Genomic DNA, 11,872 nt, shown 5'->3' on the forward strand with positions numbered 1-11,872 from the left:
CCGCGTGGCTTTGCGATGCCGGACAGGCACTTAGCTCGTGCCTGCGGGCACCGGCCGGGCGCGCGGTCGCGGCCGGGCCGGAGGTTCCTCAGGGCGGGGAAATCTGCAGGTAGGTGCCGAGGCCGTCCAGGAACATCTGCACCGAGATGGCCACCAGCAGCATACCCATCAGCCGCTCGATCGCGATCAGGGCGCGCCGGCCCAGCAGCTTATAGAGCAAGGTGGCCGAGAACAGGATCGCCGCGGTCGCGCCCCAGGCGATCATCAGCGCCAGGCTCCAGTCGCCCAGGCGGGTGGGCTCGTTGCTGCCCATCAGCATCACCGCGGCCATGCCCGAGGGGCCGGCCACCAGCGGGATCGCCATCGGCACGATGAAGGGCTCGCCCTCGGGCAGCTCGCCCATCAGGCCTTCGGGCGGCGGGAAGATCATGCGGATGCCGATCAGGAACAGGACGATGCCGCCGGCGATCGAGACCGACTCCTGGCGCAGGTGCATCAGCTCCAGGGCGTACTTGCCGCCCCACAGGAACAGCATCAGCACGCCCAGCGCGATCAGCAGCTCGCGCGCCAGCACGATCCGCTGCCGCTTCGGCGGCAGGCCGCGCAGCAGGCTCAGGAACACCGGGATGTTGCCCAGCGGGTCCAGGATCAGGAACAGCAGCAGCGCGGCCGAGGCGATGGTCACGGCGCGGCGCGCTCCGGCAGCGGATGCCAGACCTGGCCGCGGTGGGCGGCGCCGGCGGCCGACAGCAGGGTCACGCAGGCGGCGGCGTAATCGGCCGGGTCGCGGGCCTCGCGGTCGTTCTCTTCGACGTAGGCCTTGCCGCGCAGCGCGGTGCGCATCGGGCCCGGCTGCAGGCCGGCGACGCGGACCGGGCCGTTGCCGAGCTCGGCGTGCAGCATGCCGACCAGCGCCGCCAACGAATGCTGGGCCAGGCCGTAGCCGCCCCAGTAGGCGCGGCCGACCCGGGCCGGGTCGTCCATGGCGAATACCAGCGCGGCGTCCGGCGCCCTCGCAAGCAGCGGCAGGCAGGCCTGCGACAGCCACCAGCGCGCGGTGAGGTTGACGTGGATGGCGCGCGCGAACGCGGCCGGGTCGGTCTGCAGCAGCGGGGTCAGGCCGGGGAAGTCGGCGGCGCAATGCAGCACGCCGTCGAGCCGGCCGAATTCGTCGGCGATGCGCTGCGCCAGTTCGGCGTAGTCGTCGGGCGCGGCGCCTTCCAGGTCCAGCGGGTACAGCACGGGCTCGGGGCCGAGCTTGGCGACCGCATCGTAGACGCGGTTCAACTTGGCCGGCTTGCGCCCCAGCAGCACCACGGTGGCGCCGGCGCGCGCGCAGGCCTGGGCCGCGGCGGTGCCGAGACCGCCCTGCGCGCCGCTGACCAGGACCACGCGATCGGCCAGCGCGGCCGCATCGGCCGATGCCGCGACCGCGCTCACTGGCGCTGGGTCTCGCTGATCATGCGCGCCAGCTCGCCGGACTCGAACAGCTCCAGGGTGATGTCGCAACCGCCGATCAGCTCGCCGTGGATGAACAGCTGCGGGAAAGTCGGCCAGTTGGAATAGCGCGGCAGGTTGGCGCGGATCTCCGGATCCTCGAGCACGTTGACCGTATGCAGCACGGTCGCGCCGGCGGACTTGAGCGCCTGCACCGCGCGGCTGGAAAAGCCGCACATCGGGAACTGCGCGGTTCCCTTCATGAAAAGAACGATCGGATGGCCTTCGACTTCGGCCTGGATCCGCTCCATAACGGACATGGGGGCAACTCCTGCAATGCTCTGTTGCGCCGTATACGTTCAGGCAACAGGGCGTGGGGATAGAATGAGCAATTGTAAGCCTTCACGGCAGCGGACACGCGACCCGGCAGCGGTACGCACCCCGTCGCCTCCCCCTAGCCAGCCCCCAGAATCCAGCAAGGAGCCCGCCAATGGCCATCGAACTGCCCGCCCTGCCCTACGACCGCACCGCGCTCGAACCGCACATCTCCGGCGAGACCATCGACTTCCACTACGGCAAGCATCACCAGGCCTACGTGACCAACCTCAACAACATGATCCCCGGCACCGAGTTCGCCGACATGTCGCTCGAGGACATCATCCGCAAGTCGCAGGGCGGCGTATTCAACAACGCGGCGCAGATCTGGAACCACACCTTCTACTGGAACTGCCTGTCCCCCAACGGCGGCGGCGAGCCGGCCGGCAAGCTGGGCGAGCTGATCGCCAAGTCCTTCGGCGACTTCGCCAAGTTCAAGGACGAGTTCACCAAGGTCACCGTCGGCACCTTCGGCTCGGGCTGGGGCTGGCTGGTGCAGCGTCCGGACGGTTCGCTGGCCCTGGTCAGCACCTCCAACGCCGGCACCCCGCTCACCGGCGAAGACACCCCGCTGCTGACCTGCGACGTGTGGGAACACGCCTACTACATCGACTACCGCAACGCTCGCCCGAAGTACGTCGAGTCGTTCTGGAACCTGGTCAACTGGGACTTCGTGGCTTCGAACCTGAAGTAAGCGACGCGCTCACGCAGTACGCGAACATGCAATACGCGAAACGGCCGGGGAAACCCGGCCGTTTTCGTTATGTGCGGGCGGCGGGCGAACCGGCGCGCCGCGATCGGCCCGCTCAGTCGCAGCTGAGGCCGAACTCGCGCTTGAACGCTTCGGCCTGCTCCGGCGGCTCGTGGCTGAGCAAGGCGCAGCCGGTGAAGTTGCCGTGCGTGGCCTGGCGTTCGTCATCGCGGTAGGTCCAGTCGACGATCTCGCCGCGCGCGAACTCGTAGCGCTGGCCCAGGCGCACGCGGTCCACGCGTTCGGGCTGGTTGTCGATGGTCGCGGAGTAGCCGCCGGCGGTCTCGTCCAGATCGGACAACCAGAAAAATTCTTTGTAACCGTCCTGCTCGATGCCGACCTTGACCGAGAAAGCCGACAGGTGCGGCGGCGGGTTCTTTTCGAGTGTCAGGAAACCGTCCAGCGACGCGCGCGCCTTGGCGAACGCGGCTTCCATGGCCGGATCGCCGGTCGGCACCTCGGTCACGTCGTCGTCCTTGGCGCGCTCCAGCACGGTTTTAGCGTCGGTCGCCTGTGAGCAACCGGCCAGCAGTACGACGATCAGCAGAATCTTGTGCATCCATGCATCCCCAGTAGCGTGAGCGGTAGCGCATGCCGACGCAGCGCGTCGCATGCCTGGACGGAATCCCGAGTTTACGGGCGCGGGCCCAAGGCCTCGATCACCGGCGCTACCTGCGCCTGTCGGCCCAGCGCCGCGCCGACCCGGGCCAGTGCCGTGGCCAGTTCGTCCTGCGCGTCCGCACGCAGGGTCGCGTGCCCGACCTTGCGGCCGTCGCGCGAGGACTTGCCGTAATCGTGCCAATGGCCGCCGGCCTCACGCAACACCGCTTCGGCCGCGGGCATCTCGCCGATCCAGTTGAGCATGCAGGCATGGCCGAGCATGCGCGTGTCGCCCAGCGGCAGGCCGAGCACGGCGCGCAGGTGGTTCTGGAACTGCGAGGTCTCGCTGCCTTCGATGGTCCAGTGGCCGGAGTTGTGCACGCGCGGCGCGAGTTCGTTGGCCAGCAGTTCGCCGTCGCGGCAAAACAGCTCCAGCGCGAACACGCCGACGTAGTCCAGCGCTTCGGCGAGCTTGCGCGCGTGCGCATGCGCGGTGCGCGCGAGCGCCTCGTCGGCCTGGGCGGGCGCGAGGCTGGCCGAGAGCACACCGTCCACGTGCCAGTTTTCGGTGAGCGGCCAGGCCCGGAACTCGCCGTCGCGGCCGCGCACGGCGACCACCGACAGCTCGCGCTCGAAGCGCACGAAGCCTTCCAGGATCAGCCCGACCGTGGCCGCCTGCGCGCCCAGCGCGGCCCAGGCCGCGTCGGCGTCGGCCGGCGTCTTGATCCGGAACTGGCCCTTGCCGTCGTAGCCCAGGCGGCGGGTCTTGAGGATGCAGGGCGTTCCGATCGCGGCGATCGCCGCGTCCAGCGCGGCGCGGGTGGCGACGTCGGCGAATTCGGGCACCGGGATGCCGAGCTCGCGGAACAGGGTCTTCTCGGCCAGGCGGTCCTGGGCCACGCCCAGCGCGCGCGGGCTCGGGAACACCGGTACGCGCTCGGCCAGCCATTGGCCGGACTCGGCCGGCACGTTCTCGAAATCGAAGGTGGCGACGTCGATCTTGGACGCGAACTCGGCCAGCGCGGCCTGGTCGGTGTAGTCGCCCACCACCATCGGCGCGAACTGACCGGCGCAGGCGTCGTCGGCGCTGTCCATGACCAGGAAGCGCAGGCCCAGCGGCGCGCCGGACAATGCGAGCATGCGGGCGAGCTGCCCGCCGCCGAGGATGCCGACCGTGGTCATTTACGCGGATCGTCGTTGGCGAGCACGTCGTCGGTCTGCTTGGCGCGGAACGCGTTCAGCGCCTGACCGATCGCGGCGTGTTCCGGGGCCAGCAGCGCGGCCGCGAACAGCGCGGCGTTGGCGGCGCCGGCGTTGCCGATCGCGAAGGTGGCGACCGGGATGCCGGCCGGCATCTGCACGATCGACAGCAGCGAATCCATGCCGTTGAGCGCCTTGGACTGCACCGGCACGCCCAGCACCGGCACCGCGGTCTTGGACGCCAGCATGCCCGGCAGGTGGGCGGCGCCGCCGGCGCCGGCGATGATCGCGCGCAGGCCGCGTGCGGCCGCCGTATCGGCGTATTCGAACAGCACGTCCGGGGTGCGGTGCGCCGAGACCACCCGCACCTCATGCGGCACGCCCAGCGCCTCGAGCTTGGCGGCGGCGTGCTGCATGGTGTCCCAGTCCGAACGCGAGCCCATGACGATGCCGACCAGCGGCGGCGAGGCGGACGCGGAGCGGTCGGAACCGGGCGAATCGGATGCGGACATTGGTCGGGCCTTGGCGCAAAGACGTATTCTAACGCCCTGTCCCGTCGTATCGGCACCGCACCGTATGGATCGCAAACTGTTGGACCTGCTCGTCTGCCCCGTCACCCGCCAGCCGCTGCTGCCGCTGGACAACCGCGGCCTGCAGGCGCTGAACGCCGCGATCGCGGCCAGCGGCGTGGTCCGCGGCGACGGCGCCGCGCAGACCCAGGCCCTGCGCGAGGGCCTGATCACCCGCGACCGCAAGACCGTCTACCGCATCGACGACGGCATCCCGGTGCTGCTGGCCGAAGAGGCCGTCGCCACCGCCCAGATCGACGGCTTCCCGTCGGCATGAGCGCACCGATCGCGCCGCCGCCGGCCGAACAGGTCGAAGCCGACGTCGCCCAGGCCCTGGCCGAGGACCTCGGCAGCGGCGACGTCACCGCCGCCCTGCTCCCGGACATCGCCGACAGCGCCTACCTGCTGTGCAAGGAGCCGGCGGTGGTCTGCGGCCGGCCCTGGTTCGACGCCTGCCACCGCGCTCTGGACCCGGACGTACGCATCGCCTGGCGCGTGGCCGAGGGCGACCACGTCGCCGCCGGCACCGTGCTGGCGACCCTGCAGGGCCGCGCACGCGCCCTGGTCAGCGCCGAGCGCGCTTCGCTGAATTTCATGCAGACCCTGTCGGCCACGGCCACCGTCACCGCGGCCTATGTCGAAGCCGTGCGCGGCACCCGCGCCAAGATCCTCGACACCCGCAAGACCCTGCCCGGCCTGCGTCTGGCGCAGAAGTACGCGGTGCGCGTGGGCGGCGGCGTCAATCACCGCATCGGCCTGTACGACGCGGTGATGCTGAAGGAAAACCACGTCCGCGCCGCCGGCTCGCTGACCGCGGCGATCCATGCGGCACGCGCCATGCACCCGACCCTGCCGCTGATCGTCGAGGTCGAGTCGATCGCGCAATTGCGCGAAGCCCTGGGCGAAGGCTGCGACCGCATCCTGATCGACGACTTCGACGCCGCGACCCGGCGCGAGGCGGTGCGGATCGCATCCGCCGCGCCCTACCACGGCGCGATCCCGCTGGAAGTATCCGGCGGCGTCGACCTGCCCGGCCTGCGCGCGATCGCCGAGGACGGCGTCGACTGCATCTCGATCGGCGGCCTGACCAAGCATGTGCGCGCGATCGATCTGTCGTTGAAGCTGGGCCCGCCGCCGGGCGAGGCCTGAGCCAGCCCGAACGCTTCGGAACGCGTTGGCGGAGCTTGCCCGGCCTCGCAGGACGCGGCGGGCACCGCGAACCGCATAGTCCCGAACCGCCCCTCGCTCAACGCAGCAGCACGAACCCCACCAGCGCCAGCAGCACCGCACCGGCGAGCGCGGCCCAATGCCAGGACGGCCGCCCCAGCTTGACCGGCGCGGCGGCCGGCGCCGGTGCGCCCTCGGCCGCAGGCGCCTCCTGCAGCGAACCGGTCAGGCGGAAGCGCAGCTGGTCGAAACCGATCTCGTCGCCGACCTGGGCGATCGCGCGCAGCACGCGCCGGCCGTTGACCGTGGTGCCGTTGGTCGACCCCAGGTCCTCGATCTGCAGGCCGTCGTGGGTCGGAATCAGGCGTGCGTGCTGACGCGACAGGCCGCTCTGGTCCAGTTGCAGGCCGCACTCGGGCGCGCGCCCGACCACGGTCGCGGCCAGCAGCGGGAAGCTGCGGCCGAACAGGTCGCCGGACACGCCGCGCAGCACGTAGCGCGGCAGCACCGGGCGTACCGCGGTCACGCCGGGGTCGTCGTTGGCCGACGGCGGCAGCACGCCGGCGACGCCGCCCTGGTGGCGCACGGCCGACGGCCCGATCGCCGCCAGACGCGCACGCACCTCGTCGAAAGCGACGTCGTCCCCCGGGCGCAGCGCGATCAGCCCGGCCGCGACCTGGCGGCCGTTGACGCGCACCTGCGCGCCGGGCGGCACATCCAGCATCACGCCCTGCGCGCTTACGTGCAGTTGGCAGTGCTGGGGCATGACCCCCGGCCGGTCGAGGACGATGGTGGATTCGGGGTCGGAGCCGACCCGGTTGACGCCGTGGCCCAGCAATACCTGCGGATGCTCGCCATCCGGAAAGACCAGTTTCATAAGTTGTATGTTTCCCCCTGTTGCGCAAGCGTAGGGCATAAGCCTTGCGAGTGGCGCATACCGAGACCACATTGAAAACATGCCTACTTTGATTCTGTTAATGATCCTGGGCGCCGCGGCGTTCTCGTTCTGGAGCGCCGGGCGCGCCGCCGCCGAGCGCGCCGAGGCCCTGGGCCGCGACGCCTGCCGCAACGCCGGGGTGCAGTGGCTGGACCAGAGCGTGCACGCCACCGGCATGCGCCTGTGCCGTCACGACAACGGCTGGCTCGGGCTAGAGCGGACCTTCCGCTTCGACTACTCGCTGGACGGCCAGGACCGCCACATCGGCCGCATGATCCTGCGCGGCGAGCGCCTGATCGCGTTCAGCGGGCCGGTGACGCGGGAGCCGACGCAGTTGCATTGAGGGGCTCCGCCGAAGCGGGCCGTAGCGGCACGGCAGCGGGACGACGATTTCTGTGGGAGCGGCGTAAGCCGCGATCGCGAAATCCGGTTGCGACGCCGTTCGCGGTGGCGAAATCGCGGCTTACGCCGCTCCCACAGAAGGCACCGTGGGCTGCGCTGGGACCGGCATCCGCCGCCGGGACGGACGGCAGCGCTGCAACGGAAACGGGAGTGGCGCTGCCGATCGGGCTGGCGCGGTCGCGGCTTACGCCGCTCCTACCCTAGGGCGGGCGGTGCATCCGTGCCCGGATCTGCTCCGGCTTACTTCACCACCCGCAAATGCCCGCCGCGGCGCGGCGTGGGGGTGTGGGGGCCGTCGTCGTCGCCGTCGGACAGGGGGTCGCTGGGGACCGCGCTCAAGGGCGCGTGACCCGGCGCCATCGGCTCGTCGAAATCCTCGGACGGGTCGTCGTGGCCGCCTTCGTGGGTGGTCCCTTCGTCCGGCAGGGCCATGCCCTGCCCGGTCTCGCGGGCGTAGATCGCCAGCACCGCGCCCACCGGCACCGAGACCGGATGGCTGACGCCGCCGAAGCGGGCGCTGAAGCGGATCGTGTCGTTACCCATTTCCAGGCGCGAGACCGCGCGCTCGGCCACGTTCAGCACGATCTTGCCGTCCTTCACCGCATGGGTCGGGACCTGGACCATGGGCCGGGTGGCGTCGACCAGCAGGTGCGGGGTCATGCCGTTGTCGGCGATCCACTCGTACAGCGCCCGCAGCAGGTACGGGCGGTGGCTGGTCATGCTGGGGGCGTTCTCGTCACTCATGCCGCCAGTTTAGCGCCTGGCCGGCGATCCCGACGTGCCTGTCGTCCGCGATCCGGCGGTCGCCGGATCGCGCAAGGCGGACGGGGCCGGCGGATACAGGGCCGGCGCCCCGCTGCAGCCAGCGTGTCAGGCCGGCATGTCGCGCAGCTTGCGTTCCTGGTCGGTCAGGCTGCGGGTGAAGCCGGGATTGCGGAAAATGCGGTTGCCGTAGTCCTCGATCGCCTTGCCGTCCTTCGGCAGCGCCACGCCCAGCGAGTCCAGGCGCCAGATGATCGGGGCCATGGCGCAGTCGGCCAGGCTCATTTCCGGGTTGAGGAAGAACTTGCTGGCCTTGAACAGCGGCACCGAGGCGGTCAGCAGTTCCTTCAGGCGCTTGCGTGCGGCTTCGGCCTGGGCCTTGTTGCCCAGCTGGATCGCCTGCACCTGCGGCACCCAGTCGTGTTCCAGGCGCAGCGTCGCCAGGCGCAGGCGCGCGCGCGACAGCGGATCGACCGGCATCAGCGGCGGATGCGGGTAGCGCTCGTCCAGGTATTCGCTGACCACACTGGCCGCGTACAGCACCAGATCGCGCTCGACCAGGGTCGGCACCGAGTGGTACGGGTTGAGATCGACCAGGTCTTCGGGCGGGTTCTGCGGATCCACCGGAATCAGGTCGTAGGTGACGCCCTTGGCGGCCAACACCAGGCGCACGCGATGACACAGCACGCAGTCGGTGGAGGAAAACAGGGTCAGGGCATTACGCATACGTGGACTCGCCGCCATCATCGACCTCTCCAGCAACCGGAATCCGCCGGTCGCAAGACGCCCCCCACCCCGTGTGGGCGGTCGTCACGGTCCCCGAGCGTATGCGCTTTCCCCCCTTCCGCGAAAGGCTCCGGCGTCCTGGCCGGCCTTACGAGGAAGGCCCGCGCATCGCTGCGCGGGCCTTGCGGGGAAAACTCAGTGTTCGACGTCTCGCCAGTACTCGCTCTTGAGCAGGTAGGCCAGGAAGGTGAACACCGCCAGGAACAGGACCACCCAAACGCCGAGACTCTGGCGCTTGAGCGCGGCCGGTTCGCCGGCGTACTCGAGAAATGCGGTGATATCGCGCACCGATTGATTGAACTGCTCCGGCGCGACCGAGCCCGCGGCGCCGGCTTCGAAGTGCGTGAAGCACTTGCCGTCGACTTCGCTGCTGCCGTGCGGGCATTCCAGGATCGGCTTGCCCTTGTCGTCCTTCTTCTCGCCGAACATGCCGTGCGCCGGCACCTTGTCGGTGAACTTCGGCGTCTGCGTGCCCTGCATCTGCCACAGCGGATTGGGCATCGAGGCATTCGGGAACAGGGCGTTGTTCCAGCCCAGCGGACGCGCCTCGTCCAGGTAGAAGGACTTCAGGTAGGTGTAGATCCAGTCGCTGCCGCGCACGCGCGCGATCACGCTCAGGTCCGGCGGCATCTTGCCGAACCACTGGTTGGCGTGTTCCGGCGTCAGGCTGACCTCGATTTGCTCGCCGAACTTGGCGCCGGTGAAGTTGAGGTTGGTCATGACCTCGTCTTCGCTCAGGCCCAGGTCCTGGGCGATGCGCGAATAGCGCAGGTACTTCAGCGAATGGCAGCCGGAGCAATAGTTCATGTACAGCTGGGCGCCGCGCTGCAGCGACGCGCGGTCGCCCAGGTCGGTGCCCGACTGCATCAGGTTGCCGCCGCCGGAAGCGAAGGCGGTGGCCGACACGAGCATGCCGGCGGCGAAGGTGGCGAGCTTCTTCACGATGCGGTTCTTCATCAGAGGCTGGCTGGTCTTAGTCATGCATCGTCACCCGTTCCGGCACCGGCTTGGTCTTATCGAGCTTGGTCCACAGCGGCATGGTGATGAAGAAAGCGAAGTACAGGAAGGTCAGCACGCGGCCGACGATGGTCTCGACCGGATCGGTACCCGGACCGGCGCCGATCTTGCCCAGCCACACGAAGCTCAGCGCGAACACGCCCAGCAGCACCTTGGACAGGATGCCGCGGTAGCGGTAGGACTTGACCTTGGCGCGGTCCAGCCACGGCACCAGGAACAGGATCGCGATCGCGCCGAACATCACCAGCACGCCCGACAGCTTGTGCGGGATCACGCGCAGCATCGCGTAGTACGGCGTGTAGTACCACACCGGCTTGATGTGCTCCGGCGTCACCAGGCGGTTGGCCTCGGTGAAGTTGTCGTGCTCCAGGAACCAGCCGCCGAACGCCGGCGCGAAGAAGATGATGAACGCGGCGATGATCAGGAAGAAGCCGACGCCCACCAGGTCCTTGACCGTGTAGTACGGGTGGAACGGGATGCCGTCCTTGGGCTTGTTCGCATCCCAGCGGTTGCCCTTCGGGCCCTTCTTGATGTCGACGCCGTCGGGGTTGTTGGAACCGACTTCGTGCAGCGCGCCCAGGTGCAGCACGACCAGCAGCAGCAGCACCAGCGGCAGCGCGATCACGTGCAGGGCGAAGAAGCGGTTGAGGGTGGCGTCGCCGGGCAGGTAGTCGCCCATGATCCACTCGGTCAGGCCGTTGCCGATCACCGGGATCGCGCCGAACAGCGAGATGATCACCTTGGCGCCCCAGAACGACATCTGGCCCCAGGGCAGCACGTAGCCCATGAAGGCTTCGGCCATCAGCACCAGGTAGATCAGCATGCCCAGGATCCACACCAGCTCGCGCGGCTTCTGGTACGAGCCGTACAGCAGGCCGCGGAACATGTGCAGGTAGACGACGATGAAGAACAGCGAGGCGCCGGTGCTGTGCATGTAGCGGATCAGCCAGCCCCACTCCACGTCGCGCATGATGTATTCGACCGACGAGAACGCTTCGGCCGCGGACGGCTTGAAGTGCATCGTCAGGAAGATGCCGGTCAGGATCTGGTTGACCAGCACCAGCAGCGCCAGCGAACCGAAGTAGTACCAGACGTTGAAGTTCTTGGGCGCGTAGTACTCGGTCATGTGCTTGCGGTAGACCGGCATCATGCCGGGCGCGCGCGCGTTGACCCAATCCCAGACGCCGTTGGCGGTGCGGGTAATGATGTTGGACATGACTTACGCCGCTCCCTTCGGATCCACGCCGATGATGATCGTGGTGTCGTTTTCGTAGTGGTGCGGCGGCACCAGCAGATTGATCGGCGCCGGAACGCCCTGGAACACGCGGCCGGCCATGTCGAAGCGCGACTTGTGGCAGGGGCAGAAGTAACCGCCCTTCCACTCCGGATCGAACGGTTCCGGACGGATCTCAGCCTTCATTTCCGGCGAGCAGCCCAGGTGGGTGCACAGGCCGACCAGGACCGAGATGTCCTTCTTGATCGAGCGGAACTCGCCCTTGACGTAGGACGGCTGCTGATCGAGGTTTTCCGACTTCGGATCGCGCAGATGGCTGTCCAGAGTCGGCAGCGCTTCCAGGACCGCCTTGGAGCGCTTGACGATCCAGATCGGCTGGCCGCGCCATTCGAAGACCAGACGCTGGCCTTCTTCCAGGGCGCTGATGTCGGCTGTCACCGGAGCGCCGGCGAGCTGAGCGCGCGCGCTGGGGTTCCAGGACTTGATGAAGGGCACCGCCGCAAAACCGGCCCCGACCGCGCCGACCACTGCCGTGGTCGCCGTCAGGAACCGACGGCGGCCCGTATTGATAGGATCGTTGACCCCTTGGTTGGCCATCCGGCACTCCGCAAAGCTGCAATTCGAAGTTACGCCGC

Annotated in this window: 16 protein-coding genes; 4 read left to right on the plus strand and 12 right to left on the minus strand. The window is 69.0% G+C overall.

Features of this window, described 5'->3' with window-relative positions:
- Positions 1-88 precede the first annotated feature (88 nt).
- Genes ASE10_RS02530 through grxD form a run of 3 tightly spaced genes read right to left on the minus strand, consistent with a single transcriptional unit; the run spans position 89 to position 1,757 of the window.
- Positions 89-685 carry a YhgN family NAAT transporter gene (locus ASE10_RS02530; protein WP_055902790.1) on the minus strand — a complete coding sequence of 199 codons (597 nt, stop codon included), beginning with the start codon at positions 683-685 and terminating at the stop codon, positions 89-91.
- The gene (locus ASE10_RS02535) at positions 682-1,440 is read right to left on the minus strand and encodes an SDR family oxidoreductase (RefSeq protein WP_055902793.1); all 759 of its coding nucleotides are present in this window, start codon (positions 1,438-1,440) and stop codon (positions 682-684) included. The genes ASE10_RS02530 and ASE10_RS02535 overlap by 4 nt, the downstream gene beginning before the upstream one ends.
- Complete coding sequence (grxD, locus tag ASE10_RS02540; RefSeq protein ID WP_055902796.1) at positions 1,437-1,757, minus strand: Grx4 family monothiol glutaredoxin; 321 nt, start codon at positions 1,755-1,757, stop codon at positions 1,437-1,439. Before grxD ends, ASE10_RS02535 begins: the two co-directional genes overlap by 4 nt.
- Positions 1,758-1,927: 170 nt before the next feature.
- On the opposite strand from grxD, the gene sodB reads away from it, so the two are divergent.
- A complete protein-coding gene (gene sodB / locus ASE10_RS02545; RefSeq protein WP_055902801.1) occupies positions 1,928-2,506 on the plus strand; it encodes a superoxide dismutase [Fe] in 579 nt (192 codons plus the stop codon).
- Between the two features lie 112 nt (positions 2,507-2,618).
- Here the strand turns inward: sodB and ASE10_RS02550 are convergent, their stop codons facing one another.
- From ASE10_RS02550 to purE, 3 genes are all read right to left on the minus strand, one after another.
- Positions 2,619-3,122 carry a DUF2314 domain-containing protein gene (locus ASE10_RS02550; protein WP_055902804.1) on the minus strand — a complete coding sequence of 168 codons (504 nt, stop codon included), beginning with the start codon at positions 3,120-3,122 and terminating at the stop codon, positions 2,619-2,621.
- A gap of 74 nt (positions 3,123-3,196) precedes the next feature.
- The gene (locus tag ASE10_RS02555) at positions 3,197-4,345 is read right to left on the minus strand and encodes a 5-(carboxyamino)imidazole ribonucleotide synthase (protein WP_055902806.1); all 1,149 of its coding nucleotides are present in this window, start codon (positions 4,343-4,345) and stop codon (positions 3,197-3,199) included.
- Positions 4,342-4,875, minus strand: a complete 534-nt coding sequence (gene purE, locus ASE10_RS02560) for a 5-(carboxyamino)imidazole ribonucleotide mutase (RefSeq protein ID WP_055902808.1) — start codon at positions 4,873-4,875, stop codon at positions 4,342-4,344. Before purE ends, ASE10_RS02555 begins: the two co-directional genes overlap by 4 nt.
- 64 nt (positions 4,876-4,939) lie before the next feature.
- Between purE and ASE10_RS02565 the strand changes: the two genes are divergently transcribed.
- Positions 4,940-5,209: a Trm112 family protein gene (locus ASE10_RS02565; RefSeq protein ID WP_055902811.1), complete on the plus strand. Its 270-nt coding sequence runs from the start codon at positions 4,940-4,942 to the stop codon at positions 5,207-5,209.
- Positions 5,206-6,081 carry a carboxylating nicotinate-nucleotide diphosphorylase gene (gene nadC / locus ASE10_RS02570; RefSeq protein WP_055902814.1) on the plus strand — a complete coding sequence of 292 codons (876 nt, stop codon included), beginning with the start codon at positions 5,206-5,208 and terminating at the stop codon, positions 6,079-6,081. The genes ASE10_RS02565 and nadC overlap by 4 nt, the downstream gene beginning before the upstream one ends.
- A gap of 97 nt (positions 6,082-6,178) precedes the next feature.
- On the opposite strand, the gene ASE10_RS02575 is transcribed toward nadC, so the two are convergent.
- Positions 6,179-6,976 carry an FHA domain-containing protein gene (locus ASE10_RS02575; protein ID WP_055902817.1) on the minus strand — a complete coding sequence of 266 codons (798 nt, stop codon included), beginning with the start codon at positions 6,974-6,976 and terminating at the stop codon, positions 6,179-6,181.
- 79 nt (positions 6,977-7,055) lie between these two features.
- Between ASE10_RS02575 and ASE10_RS02580 the strand changes: the two genes are divergently transcribed.
- Entirely contained in the window at positions 7,056-7,379 is a 324-nt protein-coding gene (locus ASE10_RS02580) for a DUF3301 domain-containing protein (RefSeq protein WP_055902819.1), read from the plus strand.
- Positions 7,380-7,678: 299 nt separating this feature from the next.
- Here ASE10_RS02580 and ASE10_RS02585 read toward each other — a convergent pair whose 3' ends face one another.
- The 5 genes from ASE10_RS02585 to petA form a co-directional block, all read right to left on the minus strand.
- Positions 7,679-8,182, minus strand: a complete 504-nt coding sequence (locus ASE10_RS02585) for a ClpXP protease specificity-enhancing factor (protein WP_082559648.1) — start codon at positions 8,180-8,182, stop codon at positions 7,679-7,681.
- Positions 8,183-8,308: 126 nt separating this feature from the next.
- Positions 8,309-8,944, minus strand: a complete 636-nt coding sequence (locus tag ASE10_RS02590; protein WP_055903960.1) for a glutathione S-transferase N-terminal domain-containing protein — start codon at positions 8,942-8,944, stop codon at positions 8,309-8,311.
- Positions 8,945-9,121: 177 nt separating this feature from the next.
- Positions 9,122-9,967 carry a cytochrome c1 gene (locus ASE10_RS02595; protein WP_200945835.1) on the minus strand — a complete coding sequence of 282 codons (846 nt, stop codon included), beginning with the start codon at positions 9,965-9,967 and terminating at the stop codon, positions 9,122-9,124.
- Complete coding sequence (locus ASE10_RS02600; RefSeq protein WP_055902823.1) at positions 9,960-11,219, minus strand: cytochrome bc complex cytochrome b subunit; 1,260 nt, start codon at positions 11,217-11,219, stop codon at positions 9,960-9,962. Before ASE10_RS02600 ends, ASE10_RS02595 begins: the two co-directional genes overlap by 8 nt.
- Before the next feature lie 3 nt (positions 11,220-11,222).
- Positions 11,223-11,834, minus strand: a complete 612-nt coding sequence (petA, locus tag ASE10_RS02605; protein WP_055902826.1) for a ubiquinol-cytochrome c reductase iron-sulfur subunit — start codon at positions 11,832-11,834, stop codon at positions 11,223-11,225.
- Positions 11,835-11,872: the final 38 nt, after the last annotated feature.

Source organism: Lysobacter sp. Root76, assembly GCF_001428685.1.
GTDB lineage: Bacteria > Pseudomonadota > Gammaproteobacteria > Xanthomonadales > Xanthomonadaceae > Lysobacter.

Excerpts from the sequence above, each read along its gene's own strand:
- ASE10_RS02600 (WP_055902823.1), bottom strand. The coding sequence starts at position 11,219 with ATGTCCAACATCATTACCCGCACCGCCAACGGCGTCTGGGATTGGGTC.
- ASE10_RS02550 (WP_055902804.1), bottom strand. The coding sequence starts at position 3,122 with ATGCACAAGATTCTGCTGATCGTCGTACTGCTGGCCGGTTGCTCACAG.
- grxD (WP_055902796.1), bottom strand. The coding sequence starts at position 1,757 with ATGTCCGTTATGGAGCGGATCCAGGCCGAAGTCGAAGGCCATCCGATC.
- purE (WP_055902808.1), bottom strand. The coding sequence starts at position 4,875 with ATGTCCGCATCCGATTCGCCCGGTTCCGACCGCTCCGCGTCCGCCTCG.
- nadC (WP_055902814.1), top strand. The coding sequence starts at position 5,206 with ATGAGCGCACCGATCGCGCCGCCGCCGGCCGAACAGGTCGAAGCCGAC.
- ASE10_RS02575 (WP_055902817.1), bottom strand. The coding sequence starts at position 6,976 with ATGAAACTGGTCTTTCCGGATGGCGAGCATCCGCAGGTATTGCTGGGC.
- ASE10_RS02565 (WP_055902811.1), top strand. The coding sequence starts at position 4,940 with ATGGATCGCAAACTGTTGGACCTGCTCGTCTGCCCCGTCACCCGCCAG.
- ASE10_RS02595 (WP_200945835.1), bottom strand. The coding sequence starts at position 9,967 with ATGACTAAGACCAGCCAGCCTCTGATGAAGAACCGCATCGTGAAGAAG.
- ASE10_RS02585 (WP_082559648.1), bottom strand. The coding sequence starts at position 8,182 with ATGAGTGACGAGAACGCCCCCAGCATGACCAGCCACCGCCCGTACCTG.
- ASE10_RS02590 (WP_055903960.1), bottom strand. The coding sequence starts at position 8,944 with ATGGCGGCGAGTCCACGTATGCGTAATGCCCTGACCCTGTTTTCCTCC.
- petA (WP_055902826.1), bottom strand. The coding sequence starts at position 11,834 with ATGGCCAACCAAGGGGTCAACGATCCTATCAATACGGGCCGCCGTCGG.
- ASE10_RS02580 (WP_055902819.1), top strand. The coding sequence starts at position 7,056 with ATGCCTACTTTGATTCTGTTAATGATCCTGGGCGCCGCGGCGTTCTCG.
- ASE10_RS02555 (WP_055902806.1), bottom strand. The coding sequence starts at position 4,345 with ATGACCACGGTCGGCATCCTCGGCGGCGGGCAGCTCGCCCGCATGCTC.
- sodB (WP_055902801.1), top strand. The coding sequence starts at position 1,928 with ATGGCCATCGAACTGCCCGCCCTGCCCTACGACCGCACCGCGCTCGAA.